We start from the raw sequence: 21,430 nt of genomic DNA, 5'->3' as shown, positions 1-21,430 counted from the left end.
CAAACAACTATGGATATTAATTTTAACAAAAACGAAGACCACAACAAACTATTGGTTTCAGAGATGCTTCAAAAATTTGCTAAAGTAAAATTAGGAGGCGGACAAAAACGTATTGATAAATTACATGCAGAAGGAAAAATGACTGCTCGTGAACGAATTGACTATTTGTTAGACGAAAAAGCAAAAAGCATTGAAATTGGTGGTTTTGTTGGAGACGGAATGTATGAAGAACATGGGGGTTGTCCTTCAGGTGGTGTAGTAGTTAAAATTGGATACATTAAAGGTAAACAGTGTATCGTTGTTGCAAACGATGCAACTGTTAAAGCTGGAGCTTGGTTTCCTATTACAGGTAAAAAGAACTTAAGAGCTCAAGAAATTGCAATTGAAAACAGATTACCTATCATATATTTGGTTGATTCTGCTGGAGTTTATTTACCATTGCAAGACGAAATTTTCCCTGACAAAGAACATTTTGGACGTATTTTTAGAAACAATGCCATCATGAGTAGTATGGGAATTACCCAAATTGCTGCTGTTATGGGAAGTTGTGTGGCGGGTGGTGCTTACTTACCAATTATGAGCGATGAAGCCTTAATTGTCGACAAAACAGGAAGTATTTTTTTAGCAGGAAGTTATTTAGTAAAAGCTGCTATTGGAGAAAACATTGACAATGAAACGTTAGGTGGTGCAACTACTCATTGCGAAATTTCGGGCGTAACTGATTTTAAAGCTAAAAATGATAAAGACGCTTTAGATAGAATTAAAAATATCGTGAGCAAAATGGGCGATTTTGATAAGGCAGGCTTCAATCGTGAAAAACCTGTAAAACCAGCTTTAGAACAAAAAGACATTTACGGAATTTTACCAAAATCAAGAGCGGAACAATATGATATGATGGAAATCATCAAACGATTAGTTGATAATTCTGAATTTGATGAATACAAAGCAGGTTATGGTCAATCTATCATTACGGGTTATGCAAGAATAGATGGTTGGGCTGTTGGGATAGTGGCTAATCAACGATTAGTTTCTAAAACAAAAAAAGGAGAAATTCAATTTGGCGGGGTTATTTATTCCGATTCGGCAGATAAAGCTACACGTTTTATAGCGAATTGTAATCAAAAGAAAATACCATTAGTATTTTTACAAGATGTTACCGGATTTATGGTAGGAAGTAAATCGGAACACGGAGGAATTATCAAAGATGGCGCAAAAATGGTAAATGCTGTTTCTAATTCTGTTGTTCCTAAATTCACCGTTGTTATTGGTAATTCTTATGGCGCTGGAAATTATGCTATGTGTGGAAAAGCTTATGATCCTAGATTAATTTTTGCATGGCCAAGTGCCGAATTAGCCGTTATGGGTGGAGCGCAAGCAGCAAAAGTATTAATGCAAATTGAGGCGGCTTCATTAAAAGCAAAAGGTGAAATTGTTGATGAAGTAAAAGAAAAGGAATTATTTGATAAAATAAAGGCAAAATACGACGCTCAAGTTTCTCCTTATTATGCTGCTTCTCGCTTATGGACTGATGCAATAATTGATCCACTTGAAACAAGAACTTGGATTTCAATGGGTATTGAAGCAGCGAACCATGCACCTATTGAGAAAAAGTTTAATTTAGGGGTAATTCAAGTATAATTATTCGTTAATAATAAAATTTTAATTTAACCATTACTATACCTGTAATGGTTTTTTTATTTTAATCCAAAGAAAAATATGTTTCATACCTAAAATTAACTTCTTAATGGATATTAAAAAAAATTAACTTACAATAAAATTTAATTTTAACCTAAAGTTATTAACCAAATTAAATGTATAAATTATGGAAGAATTATTAGGAACAATTAAATTATTTGCAGGAAATTTTGCACCTCAAGGTTACTTTACATGTGAGGGACAAACTCTTCCAATTAGTCAGTATACTGCATTATTTTCTATTCTAGGAACAACTTATGGAGGCGATGGTATTACCACATTTAAGCTTCCTGATTTAAGAGGTGCGTTTCCTACTCAATGTACAAATATTTCAGGTGCGCATCCAGGTGGTACCTATTCATTAGGCCAAGTTGGTGGAAATCAATCTACAACAATTACTGCTGCTAATATGCCACCGCATACGCATAGCATTATTAAAGGTAGTGGATCAAATATTTCTGGAAGTATATCAGTAAATACCGTTTTACAAGCGAGTACAGGAAATGGTCAAAATGCTACCCCGTCTAATACCAATAATGCATTAGGAACAACAGTAGATGCAAATGGTGGTGAAGCACCTAAATTATATACTAATAGTGCTCCTAGTCAAAACCTAAATGGTATTAGTTCAACAGTAAATAGTAATTTAAATTTTGATCCAACAGGATTAACATTATCTCCTTGGGGTTCAGGTCCAGTTCCTATTCCTACGGTTCCCAATTTTGTTGCAATGCAATATATAATATGTTGGCAAGGTGTTTATCCTACAAGACCTTAAACTAAATTCGGATTATTTTAAAAAATAATCCGAATTTTTTTATAAATTTATACTAATTAAAAATAGTAACTATGTTTAAAAAATTACTTTTCTTTGGATTTTTAATGAGCTATCTTACCACAATAAAAGCTCAAACAACTTTAACTGCTGGTGACATGGCCATAGTTGGAATAAATTATGACGCCGTTCCCTATGAGATGGCCATTGTAAATTTAGTTCCATTAAGTGCAGGAACTGTTGTTCGTATAACTGATTATGCATTTGATGAAGCAACTGGAACTTTTAGTACTGTTTCAACTGCAAATACTTCGGAAGGATCAATTCAATGGACATTAACATCAGCAATGGCTGCTGGTACTGTTACCAAATTTACAATTAATGCAGCTTCTGGAACACCTGTAATTACTGGCCTTCCAGGTACTGTATCTGTTACAGGTTGGACAAATACATTAACAACTGCTTGCCCTTCACCTGCCGGAGGAGACAATTGGTTTATTTTCCAAGGCTCAAGTCCAACAAACGTCACAACTTATGTTTTTGCTTGGTGTAATCCATTTGCAACAACACACAACGGTGTACCTCAGATTGCAGGACAATTTTTAGTTTCTGGCTCAGGAGTTAATAACAATGGAAATTCATACCTTCCACCCTCTTTAACCTTAGGTACAAATGCTATCTCACTTAGTTACGATCCTAGTTTAAGTGGTTATCATGGAGACAATAATGTTTATATAGGTCCAAAAACAGGAACAAAAAGTAGTTTAATTTCTGCAATATCAACTATATCAAATTGGAATAGAAATGAAACAACAACCTATGATTTAAATCCAGGCGGTTCAAATTTCCCAGGTTCAAATCCAGTTTTCACTATATCAACTCCTAATAATTCACCAACTGATATTACATTAAGTTCAAGTTCAACAAATGAAAATGTTCCTGCTAATACTACAATTGGAAACTTTAGTTCTACCGATCCCGATGCAGGAAATACTTTTACCTATTCTTTAGTATCTGGAACTGGAAGTACTGATAATGCAGCATTTAATATTTCAAGTAATGCATTGCGAATTAATCTAAGTCCAGATTTTGAATTGCAAAACAGTTATTCAATTAGAGTTAGAACAACGGATCAAGGCGGATTATTTTTTGAAAAACAATTTACAATTACAATTATAAATCTATGTGATATTGTATTAAATCCTTTATCGCAAACTAATGTCGCATGTAATGGAGGTGCTTCAGGTGCAGCAATGGTAAATAATGCCACAGGTGGTTCAGGAGGGTATACCTATAATTGGACTCCTGGCAATCCATCAGGAGACGGAACAACATCTGTTACAGGCTTAACTGCTGGAACTTGGACATGTACCGTTACCGACTCAAGTGGATGTACTGCATCATATAATTTTACAATAACACAACCAACAGTATTAAATGCAACGGCTCAGTCGCAAACCAATGTTTCTTGTAATGGAGGTGCGAATGGTGCTGCTTCAATTAATACTCCAACTGGAGGTGCGGGTGGTTATACGTATAACTGGACTCCGGGCAACCCTACAGGTGACGGAACAACTTCTGTTACCGGTTTAACTGCAGGTCTCTGGACATGTACCGTTACAGATGCCAATGGATGTACGACGACAAGAAACTTTACGATTACTCAACCATCAACAATTAATGTAAACCCAGCTTCTCAAACCAATGTTTCTTGTAATGGTGGTAGCAATGGTGCGGCTTCAATAAATACTCCTACTGGTGGTACCGGAGGTTATACTTACAATTGGACTCCAGGTAATCCTTCAGGAGACGGAACAACTACTGTTACCGGTTTAACTGCAGGTACCTGGACGTGTACCGTTACTGATGCCAATGGTTGTACAAAATCAACAAATTTCACTATTACGCAACCACCTGCATTAAGTGTAACTGCTCTATTTCAAAATAATGTTTCTTGTAATGGAGGTTCGAATGGTGCTGCTTCAATTAATACTCCAACTGGAGGTGCTGGTGGTTATACTTATGATTGGACGCCAGGTAACCCTACGGGAGACGGAACAACTTCTGTTACAGGCTTAACTGCTGGAACTTGGACATGTACTATTACTGATGCTAATTCTTGTACAACTTCAGTGAACTTTACAATTACACAACCCACTGCGTTAATTGCAACGGCTCTGTCACAAACCAATGTTTCTTGTAATGGAGGTAGCAACGGTGCGGCTTCAATCAATATTCCAACTGGAGGTGCCGGTGGTTATACCTATAACTGGACACCAGGTAATCCAACAGGAGACGGAACAACTTCTGTTACGGGCTTAACTGCTGGAACTTGGACATGTACTATTACTGATGCTAATTCTTGTACAACTTCTGTGAACTTTACCATTACACAACCCACTGCGTTAAACGCAACGGCTCTGTCACAAACCAATATTTCTTGTAATGGTGGTAGCAACGGTGCGGCTTCAATCAATATTCCAACTGGAGGTGCAGGTGGTTATACTTACAATTGGACTCCTGGTAATCCAACAGGAGACGGAACAACTTCTGTTACAGGCTTAACTGCTGGAACTTGGACGTGTACCGTTACTGATGCCAATGGCTGTACAACTTCTGTGAACTTTACCATTACACAACCCACTGCGTTAATTGCATCGGCTCAGTCGCAAACCAATATTTCTTGTAATGGTGGTAGCAACGGTGCGGCTTCAATCAATATTCCAACTGGAGGTGCCGGTGGTTATACTTACGATTGGACACCAGGTAATCCAACAGGAGACGGAACAACTTCTGTTACGGGCTTAACTGCTGGAACTTGGACATGTACTATTACTGATGCTAATTCTTGTACAACTTCTGTGAACTTTACCATTACACAACCCACTGCGTTAATTGCAACGGCTCTGTCACAAACCAATATTTCTTGTAATGGTGGTAGCAACGGTGCGGCTTCAATCAATATTCCAACTGGAGGTGCGGGTGGTTATACTTACGATTGGACACCAGGTAATCCAACAGGAGACGGAACAACTTCTGTTACAGGCTTAACTGCTGGAACTTGGACATGTACTATTACTGATGCTAATTCTTGTACAACTTCAGTGAACTTTACCATTACACAACCCACTGCGTTAATTGCAACGGCTCTGTCACAAACCAATGTTTCTTGTAATGGTGGTAGCAACGGTGCGGCTTCAATCAATATTCCAACTGGAGGTGCAGGTGGTTATACTTACAATTGGACACCAGGTAATCCAACAGGAGACGGAACAACTTCTGTTACGGGCTTAACTGCTGGAACTTGGACATGTACTATTACTGATGCCAATGGCTGTACAACTTCAGTAAACTTTACAATCACAGAACCAGCTCCTCTTGATAATTCAGTAACATTAAATTCAGGAGTTTTACAAGCCAATTTATCTGGTGCGAGTTATCAATGGTATCAATGTCCAAATACTATTTTAACTGGAGAAACGAATCAAACATTCACACCAACTGTTGTTGGAGACTATAAAGTAGAAATAACATTGGGTGGATGTTCAACTTTTTCAACTTGTGTAACAGTTACAAGTTTAAGTATTGATAATTTTGTAAATTCTAATTTAAGTTTTTATCCAAATCCAACATCTGATATTTTATATTTAAAAAATAATCAAGTGATTGAAGATATTGAAGTTATTAACATGATTGGTCAACAAGTAATTCAATTGAAAAACACAACAAATGAACTACAACTTGATGTAACTTCACTTCCAAGTGCAACCTATTTTATAAAAATAAAAACAGGTGGATTATCAAAGTTGATTAAAATAATTAAAAAATAAAAAAGTAAATAACTAAAAAACGAGGATAAATTTCCTCGTTTTTTTTTGGACATTAGTAACAAAAATCTGAAAAAGTCTACTAATTCTTAAGATATTAGATATTTGAAAATATGAAAAAAATACTTTTAACTACATTACTTGTAGTAGGTTTTCAACAAATTGAAGCTCAAACAACAAGAAAAGACACTTTACAAGGTGGATTACGAGAGGAAAGAACTTGTTATGATGTACTTAGATATAATTTAGACCTAACGATCAATCCTTCAGAGAAAAGTATTAAAGGTTTTAATGAAATTGTATTTAAAATTGATGATGCAACTTCTAAGATTCAAGTGGATTTATTTGAAAACATGCAAATTGAATCAATAGTATGGAACACAAAAAAATTAAACTATAAAAGAGAATTTGATGCAGTATTCATAGAATTTCCTGAAGAATTAAAAAAAGGAACAATACAATCAATTCAGTTTAATTACAGTGGTAAGCCTAAAATTGCAAAAAATGCCCCTTGGGATGGAGGATTTGTTTTTAAAAAAGATACAAAAGGGAATCCATGGATTGGAGTAGCTGTTCAAGGCACTGGAGCGAGCTTATGGTATCCTTGCAAAGATTCACAAACCGATGAACCTGACAATGGAGCAAGTATAAAAGTAGCGGTTCCGAACGGTTTAATGAATGTTTCTAACGGACGATTTATGGGGTCTACAGATTTAAAAGATGGGTATACACGTTGGGATTGGGAAGTTAAAAACCCAATTAACAATTATGACATCACAGTGAATGTAGCCGATTATGTTCATATACACGACCATCATCAAGGATTGGATTTGGATTACTATGTATTGCGCGAAAATGAAGAAAAAGCCAAAAAACATTTTGATAATGATGTAAAACCTATGATGGACTGTTTTCAATCTAAATTTGGAAAATATCCATTTTGGGAGGATGGTTACAAATTAGTAGAAACTCCATATTTAGGAATGGAACATCAAAGTGCCGTAGCCTATGGAAATAAATATAAAAAAGGCTATATGGGTTATGATATTTCAGGTACAGGAGCCGGACTATTTTTTGATTACATTACCATACATGAAACGGGTCATGAATGGTTTGGAAATAGCATTACAAGCAAAGACATTGCTGATATGTGGATTCATGAAGGTTTTACTACGTATACAGAAACCGTTTTTATAGAGTGCATTAAAGGGTATGAAGAAGCACAAAAATATATAAATGGACAGTCTAAAAGTGTAAGCAACGACAAACCCATTATTGGACAATTTGGAGTAAATAGAGAAGGCAGTGGCGATATGTATTATAAAGGCGCATTAATGCTAAATACTATCAGACATATAATTAATGATGATTCAAAATGGTGGAAACTTTTATATTCTTACTCTGAAACTTTTAAAAAACAAATTATTGACACCAAAACAGTTTTAGATTATTTCAATAAAGAAACAGGATTAGATTTATCAAAAGTATTTGAACAATATTTAACTACAACTCAAATTCCAAAATTAAAATTAAGTAAAGAAGGTAAAAAACTTTCTTATCAATGGATAAATTGTGTAAATAATTTTAATATGCCAGTAGATATTTTTATCAAAGGTACAGAAACCAGAATCTATCCTACAACTACTTTACAAGAACTAAAAGTTGATAAAAAAATAAAAATTGAAGAAATTGAAGTAGCAACAAAACAGTTTTTTATTAAAGTTGAAAAATAGAAACGTTAATTTTTAACCATAACTCATTTATTTTTAGTAATTTAGATAAATTTAAATCTTTATTACTATGGCTACAGTTAGGGAATTAAACAAATGGGCAAATGCGCACACGACTATTTTTACAGATATTGTAAGAATAGCGTTAGGCGCATTTTTAATTTTTAAAGGTTACCAATTTGTAACACAAAAAAATTATTTACACGAAATCTTTAGTCATTTTAAGAACTTTGGTTCTGAAATGTTAATTATACACATTGTCGCTTTTGCACACATGGTTGGTGGTATTCTAATTGTTTTTGGACTTTTTACGAGAAGATCTGTACTCATTCAAATACCTATACTAGGCTATGCTTTTCTACTTAACTTTATCGAAACATTCAATTGGTCAAACACCCTACAAAGTGGAATTTGTTTATTACTTTGCTTATTCTTTGTCTATTTTGGCGGAGGTAAACATTCAGCAGATTACAACTTTAAAATGGAACAATAACTTAAATAAAATGTTAATTTTTTATATTTAATTTTGCTTATTAAATAATTTTATATAAATTTATAACTCTTTTCGACAACAACTTATAATAAGTCTCCTTTTATAAAGGAATTAATTTGAAGTCATTCTAGTAAAAAAATCCAAAAAAAAAGAATACCATTAATTAGGATTTTTGTTAGAATGACTTTTTTTATGGAAATAATTTAGCTTTTGTCAAATTCCTATTAATCTTACCATTGCCCGTTTCTACGAATTGGTCAACAAAATAAATCGCTTTTGGAATTTGATATTTAGAAAAATCATCAAACACATTATTTGAAATAGCAAAAGGAGTTCCTTCTACTATTAAAATGAGTTGCTCTCCTAGCCTTTCATCTAATTGAGAAGTAAAGAAAAATCGTTGATCTATTTTCAGACTCAATTTTTCTTCTAATTCTTCGGGGAAAATTTTAATTCCGCCAGAGTTTATTATATTATCAATTCTTCCTTTCAAAATAAATTGATTGTCGTTAATAATCTCTACACTATCATTTGTTATAATTTTTTCAGCATACAATAAGGGTGCCTCAATTACTAAACATTGTCTTTCATCAATACCAATTTTAATATTTGGCAATACACTGAAATAATCTTCTGAAATTTTCTTTAAAGCAATATGAGAAACGGTCTCAGTCATACCATAGGTCTCATAAACATTAGTGGAAACATCTTTTAGTTTAGCTGCTAATTTTGAATTTAATTTTGCGCCTCCAATAATTAAAATAGTAATTTGATTTAATTGTTCAAAAGAAGCTTCAATTTGCATGGGAACCATGGCAACAAAATTATACTGCTTATAAATTCCTGCCAAAGGCTGACTCGACGGCTCCACGTAATCTAACTTTAAACCTAATACCATTGCACGAACAAGCATCATTTTACCCGCAATATAATCAGCAGATAAACATAACAATGCAGAAGATTGGGCTTGAAGATTAAAAAAACTCCCCGTTGCTTTTGCTGAGGCTATCATGGCTGATTTTGGTATGTAAATTTGCTTGGGTGCACCTGTTGAACCAGACGTTTGAACAAAAATATACTCTTCGTTATTTAACCATTTAAGTAAAAAACTTCCAATACCTTTTTCAAAAAGTGTTCCGTTTTTATACAAATTATTAGCTTCAGCAATTAAATCAATATAATCAAAATTTTTGCCATTCAATTGAAAATCTGGATGAATAAAATGTTCCATTATTAATTATTTTCAAGTGGTTTAACTGCACCGAACAATTTATCTTTCCAATTATTCCATTTGTACTTTTTAGCAAAAATGAAAAGTAACAATGGAAATACAATGAAAACTGGCACTATAATTTGTACACCAGCTGCGGGTTCTGAAACATCTTTAAGAATGGAATTCGTTTGAAAAGCAGTCCAATCTGAAGTAACTAACAAAGCACCAACTAAATTATTAGCCGCATGAAAACCTAATGCTAATTCTAAACCTTCATCCATTAAAGTTACTATCCCTAAGAATAAACCTGTTCCAATATAATAAATCATTACAACCAAACCTAGTTTATCTACTTCAGGATTGGCAATATGCATGATTCCAAATAAAAAAGAAGTAACTAAAAAAGGGATCCATTTTGTTTTAGTAGCTAAACCTAATCCTTGTAGCATATGACCTCTAAATAAATATTCTTCAAAAGAAGTCTGCATTGGAATCAATACAAGTGCTAAAAAAAAGAAGGGAACAAATTTTTCTAAATTAAAATTCCAAACAAAATCATGTGGAGCTGCATAATATGAAATTAAAGTTGTTAAAACCGTAATTCCTGACCATAAAAAAAATGAAAATAAAATTCTATTCCAATCTATTTTAGCTCTAGAAGTAGTTAATAATCGGATGGAATTATTTTGAAAATATCGATTATACAACAATACTACTAAAAGTAAAAATGCTAACGGACTTACCAAAGCAACAAAAGTCATGTTAACCCCTAATAAATTTATATAATCTTTAATCATTGCATCGGTATCAATACCTCTGGACGACCAATAATTAATAAACATTAAAATACCAAATAAAATGGGTAATGGAAAATAAGTCCAAGCTTGTAATTTATATTTCTGTAATTGTTCTATATACATGTCTTTTTTTTAGAAGACTAAATTACAATTATTATTTTTGTAAAAAAATAGTTGAACTATGATTACAATTTACCATAACAATAGATGTTCAAAATCAAGAGAGGGTTTATGTTTCTTAGAGAATTTAAATCAGCCATTTGAAGTTGTTCTTTATCTAGAAGAGCATTTTGACTTTAACAAACTTTCACATTTAATTAACAAACTAGGCATTAAACCTATTGAATTAGTTAGGGTCAAAGAAAAAGATTGGATAGAAAATTTTAAAGGGAAAGAATGGACTGATACTGAAATTATTCAAGCCATGGTCGATTTTCCTAAATTAATTGAAAGACCAATTGTTGTAAACGGCAATAAAGCAATAATTGCACGACCAACAGAACGAATTAATGAAATTCTTTAATTCTTTAACATTCTTTTGGCATATTATTCTTTGTAGTCGAAATACTTTTGTATCGTAAATTAAATAATTATATGTCACTTAGAAATTTATTAAGTATTACCGCATTATTGTTTTGTACGAGCATTTTTGCTCAAGCTTCTTTAAAAAAAGTAATGGTTTCAGGAAAAGTAATTGATAAAATTACTTCACAACCCATGGAATATGTTACTGTAACTGTTATCAAAACTGATAATAATAAAATTGTAAATGGAATTTCAACAGATAAAAACGGAAATTTTAATTTCGAATTAAACGCTGGCATTTACAATTTTAAATTTGAGTATATGGGTTATAAAACTATTGAATTAACCCAACAAAATTTAACTACTGACAGCAATTTAGGCAACATTCAAATTGAAGAAGATGCTAAAGAAATTGAAGTGGTAGAAGTTAGAGCTGAAAAAACCACTGTAGAAATTAAATTAGATAAAAAAGTTTATAATCTTGGAAAAGATTTAATGGTTAAAGGTGGTACTGTTAGTGATGTCTTAGATAATATTCCATCGGTAACAGTAGATGCTGAAGGAACTATTAGTTTAAGAGGAAATGAAAATGTAAAAGTATTAATTGACGGAAAACCTTCAAATGCAGTAAGTGTAAACGATGCTTTGAAAATGTTACCTGCAGACGCTGTTGATAAGGTTGAAGTTATCACTAATCCATCTGCGAGATACGACGCGGAAGGTGGTGCTGGAATCCTTAATATTGTATTAAAAAAAGGAAAAACAAATGGTTTTAATGGCTCTTTAATGGCAACCACTGGTAATCCAGATAATCATGGCATCAATGGAACGTTAAACTACAAAACAGATAAATTCAATTTATTTACTACACAAGGCTATAATTATAGAAGTAATCCAGGATACAGTAAAGTTAACACTCGCTATTTAAATAGTGATAATTCAACAAATAGCTATATCGATGAAGATAGAGATAACTCTAGAATTAATAAAGGTTATAATGGTGGTTTTGGTTTTGATTGGTATTTAGATAAATCTACAACTTGGACAAATAGTGTAAATTATAGAAGAAATATTGGCGACAATGAAGAAGATGTAGACTTTAATAATTATGATGCAAATAGAAATTTCACATTCTATAGAAATCGTTTAAATAAAGAAGATCAAAAAGAAGAAAACATTGAATTCAATTCAAATTTAGTAAAAAACTTCAGCAAATCTGGACACAAATTAACGGTTGATGGTTCATTTTCAGAAAGTAAAAACTACAATAATTCAACTATTTTTGATAATTCAACTTTAAGTCCAATTACAAGTATTGACTTAACCAAAAACAATCAAAAACAAAGAAGAAATTTAATCCAAGCAGATTATGTATTACCTATAGGCGAAAAATTTCAATTTGAAGCTGGTTACCGTGGAAATTTTGTAAACCAAAACACCGATTATGCTGTTTTAAATGATGGTGTGGTTAATAATGCATTTACAAATGTTTTAGAATACGTTGAAAATGTTAATGCTTTATATACTCAATTTGGAATAAAATTAAACAAATTAAGTATGTTATATGGTTTACGTTTTGAAGATTCTGATATTGAAGTAAATCAAGTTACAAGCAATATTTATAAAAATAAAAAATACAACAACTTTTTCCCAAGTGCTTTCTTTACTTATGAGTTAACAGATAACACAAATTTATCCTTAAATTATAGCAAAAGAATTAACCGACCAAGAGGAAGACAATTAAATCCTTTTAATACTTTCTCAAGTAACATTAATATATTCAGAGGTAATCCTGATTTAAATCCAAATTTAACTGATGCAGTTGATTTAGGGTTTTTAACTAAATTAGGTAAATTTACATTAAGTACTTCAGCATATTACAATTACACTAAAAATTCGTTCCAAATGGTTCGTTTTGTAGAAGGATTAAATCCGGATGGAGTACCTATTACTACAACAAGTTTTGTAAATATCGGACAAGAAAACAGAACAGGTTTTGAATTTACATTAAATTATACTCCCTACAAATGGTGGCGTTTAAACAGTAACTTTAATGTATTTAGAGTTCAAACTAAAGGTGATTTTAATTATTCTTATTTTGATGCATTGAATAACTTAATTGAAAAAACTCAAAACTTTGACAATACTGCGTCTAGTTGGTTTGCTCGAATTAATTCAAAAATCACTTTGCCTGCTAAAATTGATTGGCAAACAAACGTTACTTATAACGGTCCTCAAAATAATGCTCAAGGTAGAGTAAAAGGAATTTTTGCAATGAATTTAGGATTTAGCAAAGATGTATTGAAAGATAAAGCAACCATTGCTTTAAATGCAAATGATGTATTCAATTCAAGAGTTAGACGTATGGAAACCTATATTCCTGGACAAATTGAATCAGATTCAGAAATGCAATGGAGAAGAAGACAAATTACATTATCGTTTACTTATCGATTTAATAAACAGAAAAACGAAAAAGAAAAACAACCTAAGCGTGACTCTGATGAAAACGGAGGCGAATTCTAAAAATAAAAAATCCCGATTAGTACTCAATCGGGATTTTTTTTTAAAAAACTGAAAAAAAACTATTTCTCTTCTTCAGCTAATCTTTTCTCTCTTCTCTCTTTTAATAGTTCCATGATAGCTCCTCCAACCCAATATTGAACGAAACCTACCAAAAAGAACATTAACCAAAAACCAATAGTTAAAATGGTTAAGAAAAGAATGAAACCTAAATACTGTTGAAATTCAAACATGTTTTCCGGAAATTATTTGTGAATTCTGTATCAAAGATAAGGCTATTATTTATTTTAGCAAGGTATATTTAAAAAAATTAATCAATAATTTTAAAATAATTCACTTCATTATGATTCAGTTTTGTAACTTTAATACGAAATTTGCAATAAAATATTATTAAATATGAAAAAGGGACTTATTCTAATTTTATTTTTTGTCATTATCCAAAGTATTGCACAAGAACATTTTACAGGAATTAACACCTCTAAAAGAAATGGTTTATTAAATGGTAATTTAAATCCGGCCGAACTAGCAAATATGGACCTGAAATTTGATATTTCAATTTTAAATACGAGTGTGAATTTTTCAAATAATAAATTAACTTTTAATGATTTACTAAAAGGTGAAAATTTAGAGAATAAATTTTTTACGGGTTCTGAGGCTGCTAATGTTAGAATCGATGGAATAATTCTAGGACCTGGATTAGCATATAAAAGAGGTAGTTGGGCCTTTGGATTAACTTCAGTTGCAAATATAAAAGCCAATTTAATCAATATAGATGTTGCTCTTGGTGATGCAATACAGAATGGAAATTTAAGTAATATAATTTCTTCAAACTCTATTTATTCCATAGAAAATCAAAGGATTAATGCAACTACTTGGGGTGAAATAAATTTATCTTCCGCTAGAAAAATAATTGAAATTGGAAACCATAGATTAAGTGGTGGATTTACCATAAAACTTTTATTCCCCGGAGCCTATGCGAATTTTTCAGCAGATAATCTTAAAGGTACAATCGTTAATACATTAGGAAATTTAGAACTTACAAATGCAACTGCTAACGTAAATCTAGCATATTCAGGTATTTTAGGCAAAGACTTCAATCAAAATGGTAATTTTTCAGATTTCTTTTCTCAAGGAATTAATGGAATTGGAACAGATTTTGGACTAACATATACTTTAAAAAAAACTGATTCCAATGAATATAAATTTAATGCCGGTTTATCCGTTAGAAATTTTGGAAGCATGACTTTTAAATCTGACAGCAATACATCTATAAATTACAATTTAAATGTTCAAAATGGTGAAAGTTTAGATTTAAATCAATTTGAAAATGTTACCAGTTTAGAACAATTAGAGGGCATACTTTCGGAACCTCAAAATGCACAATATTTTCAAAAAACAAAATCATCACAAAATTTTAAAGTAAAATTACCAACTACTTTAAACCTTTATGCTGATTATAATATTTGGAATAAATGGTATATATCTGGTTCTATAATGCAAAAAATTGTAGATGATTCTAAATTTAATTTTGCAACTACACAAAATACCTATACCTTGACACCAAAATTTTCAACTAAATTAGTAGATGTATATGCACCTCAAACAATAAATGAAATTTCAGGATATTCAAGTGGATTAGGATTCCGATTATCTGGATTTTTTATTGGTTCAAGCTCTATCGTAACGGCTTTATTAAACAATTCAAAACAAGCGGATGTGTATATAGGTGCAAGAATAGGACTTTAATTTCTAACTAAACAATTATTATAAATATGAAATGGGAAGATTATAGAAAAAGTGACAACGTTGAAGACCGAAGAGGAATGGGTGGAACGGGCAAAGCAATTCTTGGCGGTGGTGGATTAATAGGAATTATTGCTTTTTTATTAATGACTTTTGGTGGGGAACAAGGTCAACAAATTGGTACCATAATCAAACAAATGCAACCCACAGAACAAAGTGCACCAGCAAAAGAACTGACACCTGAGCAAAAAGAATTAGGAGAATTTGCAAATGCTGTATTTGCTATGAATGAAGATGTATGGACCAAAATTTTTGAAGAACAAGGTCTGGGTACTTTTGAAAAACCGCGAATGGTTTTATTCTCAGGAAGCGTTGAAACGGCATGTGGAAATGCTACTTCCGCTTCAGGACCATTTTACTGTCCTGGAGATAAAAAAGTATATATGGATTTAGATTTTTTTGAAGAATTAAAATCAAGATTTGGAGCTAAAGGTGGCGACTTTGCTATTGCTTATGTTATTGCTCATGAAGTTGGACATCATGTTCAAACACTTTTGGGTACCTCTGCTCAAGTGCGACAAAAACAACAAGAACTTAGTGAAGAAGAAGGAAATAAATTTTCAGTTTGTTTAGAATTACAAGCCGACTTTTATGCTGGCTTATGGGCACATTACATCAAAGATCGTTTATATATGGGCGATTATGAAGAAGCTATTGATGCTGCTCATGCTGTAGGCGATGATGCTATACAATCTAAAATGCAAGGCCATGTGCAACCTGAAAAATTTACTCACGGAACTTCAGAACAGAGAAAAAAATGGTTTAGACGTGGATTTGAAAGTGGCGACTTTAAAAAGCACAATACATTTGCCGAAGAATTATAAAAAAATCCCATAATGGGATTTTTTTATTTTAAATACTTTGATAAATAGTTATCAATGGTTTCAGGTTTAGTAATGGGAGAAAATCGTTTTAAAGGTTTTCCCGAGGGATTAATTAAAAACTTGGTAAAATTCCATTTTATGCTGTTGCCAAAAAAACTACCTAATTTTTTCTTTAAATAAACAAATAATGGATGGGCATTTGAACCATTTACATCAACTTTTGAAAACATAGAAAAAGAAACACCATAATTAAGTAAACAACCTTCTTGAATCGATTTTTCATCTCCAGGCTCTTGACCGCCAAATTGATTACAAGGAAATCCTAAAACAACAAGTCCTTTATCTTTATATTTTAAATATAATTTTTCTAACCCTTCATACTGAGGTGTTAAACCACATTGACTGGCGGTATTTACAATTAATACAAATTTACCTTTATAATCTTGCATTGAGATTGTTTTTCCCTGAATATTTTCAGCCGAAAAAGAATAAAAATCTTCACTCATTTTTAACTTCTACTAAGTTATTAATTTATATATTTACTTCGTAAAAGTAAAAAAAAAATGAGAAAAGTATTTGCAAGTTTAGCAATAGTTTGTACGTTATCAAGTTGTGCAGAAATGCAACAAGTAATAGACCAATTACCACAAGGAACCAATGGCGTTTTAAGTCAGGCTGAAATTGGAAACGGATTAAAAGAAGCTTTAAACAATGGAATCACCAAACAAGTTAGCAAATTAACGGCTACTGATGGTTTTTTCAAAAATCAAGCAGTTAAAATTTTATTACCAGAAGAATTACAAAAAGTTGATACTAAATTAAGACAAATTGGACTTTCAAGTTTAGCAGATGACGGATTAAAAATGATCAATAGAGCAGCAGAAGATGCGGTTAAAGAAGCTACTCCTATTTTTGTTGATGCCGTAAAACAAATGACGTTCACAGATGCAAAAAACATCTTAATGGGGGCAGATAATTCGGCTACTTCGTATTTACAAAACACCACTTCAAGTGCTTTATACACAAAATTCAATCCCGTTATCAAAAATTCATTTGCAAAAGTAGGTGCTGATAAAATTTGGAACCAAATTATAACTAAATACAACAGTATTCCATTAGTTAAAAAAGTCAATCCAGATTTAACGGATTACACTACTAATAAGGCTATGGAAGGAGTATTTAAAATGATTGCTGTAGAAGAAAAAGACATTAGGAATAATCTTAGTTCTCGAACTTCAGATTTATTGAAAAAAGTATTTGCATTACAAGACTTAAAATAAATCTAAAAAATTAGCAATCAATAACATATATATAACAATTAATTAACACAATCCTACTTAAAATAGTTCGATATTTGCACTGAGATAATTAATAGTTTTCTCGTTTGGTTAGGGTTAGTTTTAGTTAAAAAACAACTGGATTTCTGTCCAGTTGTTTTTTTTTATAACTTACTGTGCAATAATTTGAAATACTCAAAAGCTTTTAACAATCTAGTACCGTACCATGAAAACATTTCACCATCAACAAAAATGGTTTTTGCATGATGGGTATGCCTTCCTAATTCAAAAGCGTGTTCGTCTTTAAAAGGAAAAGGTTCTGAAGACAAGAATAAAATCTCAGGATCGCCTTGAATACGCATTTTTTGAAACACTATTTCGGGGTAACGCCCTTCATATTTGGGATTATTATCATAAATGTTTTCAAAGTGATTTAATTTCAATAACTCATTTATAAAAGTACCACCTCCTGCTACCATGTAGGGATTAGCCCATATAAAATAAGCTACTTTAAAAGTGGGTTTATTTTCTATAAAAATTTTAAAATCTTCCCAAGCAAAAACAATTTTATCTATCCATTTCTGTGCATTGGTTCGTTTATTAAAAATTAATCCAAAATCTTCAATCATTTTTAGATTATCTTCAATTGTTACTATATCAGTCACCCAAACTGGACAAATTCGTTCTAATTCCTTTACAATTTCAAGCGTATTTTCCTCTTTATTGGCAATAATTATATCCGGTTGTAAGGCTATAATTTTATCCAATTTAACTTGCTTCGTTCCTCCAACTATTGTTTTAGTAGATTTAAAATGAAATGGGTGAAAACAAAATTTAGTAATACCCGCAATTTGATCTTCCAAACCCAAATCATATAATAATTCCGTTTGAGAAGGCACTAATGAAACAATTCGCTTAGGCGTATTTTCAAAAACATGTACGGTTCCTAATTGATCTATAAATTGTTTCATATTGTTATATTTCTTAATTAATAATGGCAATTAACTTTTAACTTTCGACTTTCGACTTTCGACTTTCGACTTTCGACTTTTAACTTTAGACTTTAGACTTTAGACTTTAGACTTTAGACTCATTATAACTTCCATTTCTTGTTGTAACTTCAAAGCTTCTTCCCTCGCCTTTTCAGCAAAATCACTACCGTTCGAAGCATAAATAATCCCTCGTGAAGAATTAATCAACAAACCTACATTTTCATTCATACCATATTGGCATACTTCAGAAAGGCTACCGCCTTGTGCACCTACTCCAGGCACTAACAAGAAACTATCTGGAACAATTTTTCTTATTTCAGTAAAATATTCCGCCTTAGTTGCACCAACCACATACATCAAGTTTTGACTATTTTTCCAAGTTTTTGAAGTAGCTAAAACAACTTTATAAAGCTCCTTACCGTCTATACTTTTTGTTTGAAAATCAAATGCGCCCTCATTAGAAGTTAAAGCTAACATAATCGTATGTTTATTTTCAAAAGCTAAAAAGGGTTCAACGGAATCTTTTCCCATGTAGGGCGCTACGGTTACTGAATCAAAATTTAAATCATTAAAAAAAGCACGTGCATACATAGAAGAGGTATTTCCTATATCTCCTCTTTTAGCATCAGCAATTGTAAATATTTCTGGGTAATTTTTGTTTATGTAATTGATTGTTTTTTCAAGAGATTGCCAACCTTTAATTCCATAGGCCTCATAAAATGCCGTATTAGGTTTATAAGAAACACATAAATCATGTGTGGCATCAATAATAGCTTTGTTAAATTCAAATATAGGATCTTCAGTAGCAAGTAAAAAATCAGGAATTTTGTTTAAATCAACGTCTAAACCAATACACAAGAATGATTTTTTAATTTTAATTTGATCAATAAGTTGTTGTGTTGTCATGTCTTTTGTTTAGTTTGCAAAGGTAGGAAAACCATAAAAAATCATACTATATTTTTTTAACAAAAATTTGTACACACATAGCATGTTTTCCAGACAATTTTAATTAGATTTGCGCAAATTTATATCGTTGAATCAGTTTTTCAAACATATCATTATTCTGTTATTTGTAACGGCTCTATTCACACCTCCTGTGTTTGGAATCATTATGATTGACGAAGATGTAGAGCAATACACCGATGTAAATACCAATAATTTTTTTGAAGAAGAAATTAAATCCCATGATTTACAATTATTCAACAGAATTAACAATCTTAATGCAATTATAACAATTGAATTTAAAAAATTTAAATTCAATCTTGAAACTCCATTATTTTTTATTTCTAATTATTTAGATCATTTTTCACCACCTCCCGAGTTAACATAATTTTTACAGAATTAATTTCTTTTTAATTTAAAAATAAAATTTATGTTATCAACAAGAGATATTAAATCAGATGCCATATCCGGTTTAGTAGTATTTTTAGTTGCATTACCTCTATGTTTAGGTATTGCTTTGGGTTCAAAAGTAGACCCTATTTCAGGAATCATTTCAGGAATTATTGGAGGTATTGTTATTGGTTTTATCAGTAACTCAAATGTTTCCGTTAGTGGACCCGCCGCTGGATTAATTGCCATAGTAGTTACTTCTATTGAAACGCTAGGTTCTTTTCAAATCTTTTTATTAGCTGTCGTTTTAGCTGGAGTTATTCAATTAATTCTAGGGTATTTAAAATCAGGCAGCTTAGCAAATTTCATCCCAAATAGTGTAATTGAAGGTATGTTAGCCGGAATAGGCATAACCATCTTTTTAAAACAACTACCCCATGCCGTGGGATACGATAAAGATTTTGAAGGCGACGAAACTTTTATGCAACCTGATGGCGAAACTACATTTTCTGAAATTTTTAAAGCCTTAGATTATGTGAGTTTAGGTGCAATTTTAGTTTGTATAGTTTCAGTAGTGCTATTACTTGTATGGGACAAATATAAATTACAAAACAAAGTAAAATTTTTACCTGGCGCATTAGTTGCAGTAATTGTAAGTATTGTACTTAGTAGTTTATTTACAGGCACTTCTTTTGAAATAAATCAGGAACACCTTGTAAAACTTCCTACAAGTATTGAGGAAATAACAAAGGGCTTAAGTTCGCCTGATTTTTCAGCTTTTTTGAATTTAAAAATGTGGACCGTAGCATTTACCATCGCAATTGTAGCATCAATTGAAACGTTATTATGTGTGGAAGCTGCAGATAAATTAGACCCACAAAAAAGATACACCAATCCTAATTTAGAACTAAAAGCACAAGGAATTGGAAATATCTTAAGTGGATTAATTGGTGGATTACCCATGACATCTGTTGTTGTAAGAACTTCTGCAAATGTAAATGCCGGTGCAAAAACTAAATTATCAGCTATAATTCATGGTTTATTACTTTTAATTTGTGTAGTTACAATACCTACAATTTTAAACTTAATTCCTTATGCTACTTTAGCTGCAGTACTATTGCTAATAGGATATAAATTAGCTTCCCCTAAATTATTTAAAAAGTTTTATAGTTACGGATGGAATCAATTTTTACCGTTTATTATAACTGTAGTTGGAGTGGTTGGAATTGATTTATTAAAAGGTGTATTACTTGGTTTAGGTTCTTCAATTATTTTTATTTTACGTGAAAACTTAAGAAAAGCGTATATTTACAATAATGAAAAATTAGAAGATGGAACAATAATAAAATTACATTTAGCGCAAGAAGTATCTTTTTTAAACAAAGCCTCTATTAAAGAATCGTTGATGAATATTCCAGAAAATACGACGGTAATTGTAGATGCTAAAGAAACAGAACACATTGATTTAGATGTACTTGAAATTATTGAAGACTTTATAAAAATTCAATCCGTTGATAAAAACATCACGGTAATTTTAAAAGGTATAGATGAAAATTTTAAACTCAAATCAAACCAAAAAGAATACAATAATTTCACTATAAAACATAAAAAATAAAGACCTAAATAT

18 protein-coding genes are annotated in these 21,430 nt (G+C 31.6%); 12 read left to right on the top strand and 6 right to left on the bottom strand.

All coding sequences use genetic code 11. The features are described 5' to 3' along the window. The first annotated feature begins 9 nt into the window (after window positions 1–9). The 5 genes from KQS_RS05475 (at window position 10) to KQS_RS05450 (ending at window position 8,520) form a co-directional block, all read left to right on the top strand. Window positions 10–1,638, top strand: coding sequence for an acyl-CoA carboxylase subunit beta (locus KQS_RS05475; RefSeq protein ID WP_014388200.1), 1,629 nt, complete (start codon window positions 10–12; stop codon window positions 1,636–1,638). A gap of 184 nt (window positions 1,639–1,822) precedes the next feature. Next, a complete protein-coding gene (locus KQS_RS05470) occupies window positions 1,823–2,473 on the top strand; it encodes a phage tail protein (protein WP_014388199.1) in 651 nt (216 codons plus the stop codon). A gap of 71 nt (window positions 2,474–2,544) precedes the next feature. Then, window positions 2,545–6,300, top strand: coding sequence for a T9SS type A sorting domain-containing protein (locus KQS_RS13965; protein WP_014388198.1), 3,756 nt, complete (start codon window positions 2,545–2,547; stop codon window positions 6,298–6,300). A gap of 110 nt (window positions 6,301–6,410) precedes the next feature. Next, the gene (locus KQS_RS05455; RefSeq protein WP_014388197.1) at window positions 6,411–8,030 is read left to right on the top strand and encodes a M1 family metallopeptidase; all 1,620 of its coding nucleotides are present in this window, start codon (window positions 6,411–6,413) and stop codon (window positions 8,028–8,030) included. Window positions 8,031–8,097: 67 nt separating this feature from the next. Further along, window positions 8,098–8,520: a DoxX family protein gene (locus tag KQS_RS05450; RefSeq protein WP_014388196.1), complete on the top strand. Its 423-nt coding sequence runs from the start codon at window positions 8,098–8,100 to the stop codon at window positions 8,518–8,520. A 190-nt stretch (window positions 8,521–8,710) separates the two neighbouring features. On the opposite strand, the gene KQS_RS05445 is transcribed toward KQS_RS05450, so the two are convergent. Together KQS_RS05445 and KQS_RS05440 are read right to left on the bottom strand one after the other, a co-directional pair. Further along, the gene (locus KQS_RS05445) at window positions 8,711–9,751 is read right to left on the bottom strand and encodes an AMP-binding protein (RefSeq protein WP_014388195.1); all 1,041 of its coding nucleotides are present in this window, start codon (window positions 9,749–9,751) and stop codon (window positions 8,711–8,713) included. Window positions 9,752–9,753: 2 nt separating this feature from the next. Next, window positions 9,754–10,653 (bottom strand): CPBP family intramembrane glutamic endopeptidase, encoded by a 900-nt coding sequence (locus KQS_RS05440; RefSeq protein WP_014388194.1) that lies wholly within the window; start codon window positions 10,651–10,653, stop codon window positions 9,754–9,756. A 58-nt stretch (window positions 10,654–10,711) separates the two neighbouring features. Between KQS_RS05440 and arsC the strand changes: the two genes are divergently transcribed. Both arsC and KQS_RS05430 read left to right on the top strand, forming a co-directional pair. Next, complete coding sequence (gene arsC, locus KQS_RS05435; RefSeq protein WP_014388193.1) at window positions 10,712–11,053, top strand: arsenate reductase (glutaredoxin); 342 nt, start codon at window positions 10,712–10,714, stop codon at window positions 11,051–11,053. Window positions 11,054–11,124: 71 nt separating this feature from the next. Continuing rightward, window positions 11,125–13,578, top strand: coding sequence for an outer membrane beta-barrel family protein (locus KQS_RS05430; protein WP_014388192.1), 2,454 nt, complete (start codon window positions 11,125–11,127; stop codon window positions 13,576–13,578). Window positions 13,579–13,637: 59 nt separating this feature from the next. Here the strand turns inward: KQS_RS05430 and KQS_RS14505 are convergent, their stop codons facing one another. Beyond that, window positions 13,638–13,808, bottom strand: a complete 171-nt coding sequence (locus tag KQS_RS14505; protein ID WP_014388191.1) for a hypothetical protein — start codon at window positions 13,806–13,808, stop codon at window positions 13,638–13,640. 163 nt (window positions 13,809–13,971) lie between these two features. Here KQS_RS14505 and KQS_RS05420 point away from each other — a divergent pair, with 163 nt between their 5' ends. Together KQS_RS05420 and ypfJ are read left to right on the top strand one after the other, a co-directional pair. Then, the gene (locus KQS_RS05420) at window positions 13,972–15,321 is read left to right on the top strand and encodes a DUF5723 family protein (RefSeq protein WP_014388190.1); all 1,350 of its coding nucleotides are present in this window, start codon (window positions 13,972–13,974) and stop codon (window positions 15,319–15,321) included. A 26-nt stretch (window positions 15,322–15,347) separates the two neighbouring features. Further along, on the top strand, window positions 15,348–16,202 hold the full coding sequence (gene ypfJ, locus KQS_RS05415) for a KPN_02809 family neutral zinc metallopeptidase (RefSeq protein ID WP_014388189.1): 855 nt from the start codon (window positions 15,348–15,350) through the stop codon (window positions 16,200–16,202). Between the two features lie 23 nt (window positions 16,203–16,225). On the opposite strand, the gene KQS_RS05410 is transcribed toward ypfJ, so the two are convergent. Then, entirely contained in the window at window positions 16,226–16,708 is a 483-nt protein-coding gene (locus tag KQS_RS05410; protein WP_014388188.1) for a glutathione peroxidase, read from the bottom strand. Between the two features lie 57 nt (window positions 16,709–16,765). Here KQS_RS05410 and KQS_RS05405 point away from each other — a divergent pair, with 57 nt between their 5' ends. Beyond that, window positions 16,766–17,482 carry a DUF4197 domain-containing protein gene (locus KQS_RS05405; RefSeq protein ID WP_014388187.1) on the top strand — a complete coding sequence of 239 codons (717 nt, stop codon included), beginning with the start codon at window positions 16,766–16,768 and terminating at the stop codon, window positions 17,480–17,482. 161 nt (window positions 17,483–17,643) lie between these two features. Here KQS_RS05405 and KQS_RS05400 read toward each other — a convergent pair whose 3' ends face one another. Both KQS_RS05400 and pyrF read right to left on the bottom strand, forming a co-directional pair. Next, entirely contained in the window at window positions 17,644–18,450 is an 807-nt protein-coding gene (locus KQS_RS05400; protein WP_014388186.1) for an ABC transporter substrate-binding protein, read from the bottom strand. Between the two features lie 99 nt (window positions 18,451–18,549). After that, the gene (pyrF, locus tag KQS_RS05395) at window positions 18,550–19,377 is read right to left on the bottom strand and encodes an orotidine-5'-phosphate decarboxylase (RefSeq protein ID WP_014388185.1); all 828 of its coding nucleotides are present in this window, start codon (window positions 19,375–19,377) and stop codon (window positions 18,550–18,552) included. A 127-nt stretch (window positions 19,378–19,504) separates the two neighbouring features. On the opposite strand from pyrF, the gene KQS_RS05390 reads away from it, so the two are divergent. After that, a complete protein-coding gene (locus KQS_RS05390) occupies window positions 19,505–19,801 on the top strand; it encodes a hypothetical protein (RefSeq protein ID WP_014388184.1) in 297 nt (98 codons plus the stop codon). 42 nt (window positions 19,802–19,843) lie between these two features. After that, entirely contained in the window at window positions 19,844–21,418 is a 1,575-nt protein-coding gene (locus KQS_RS05385) for a SulP family inorganic anion transporter (protein WP_014388183.1), read from the top strand. Window positions 21,419–21,430: the final 12 nt, after the last annotated feature.

The organism is Flavobacterium indicum GPTSA100-9 = DSM 17447, from assembly GCF_000455605.1.
Classification (GTDB): domain Bacteria; phylum Bacteroidota; class Bacteroidia; order Flavobacteriales; family Flavobacteriaceae; genus Flavobacterium; species Flavobacterium indicum.
This window is presented reverse-complemented; position numbering and strand designations above follow the sequence as displayed.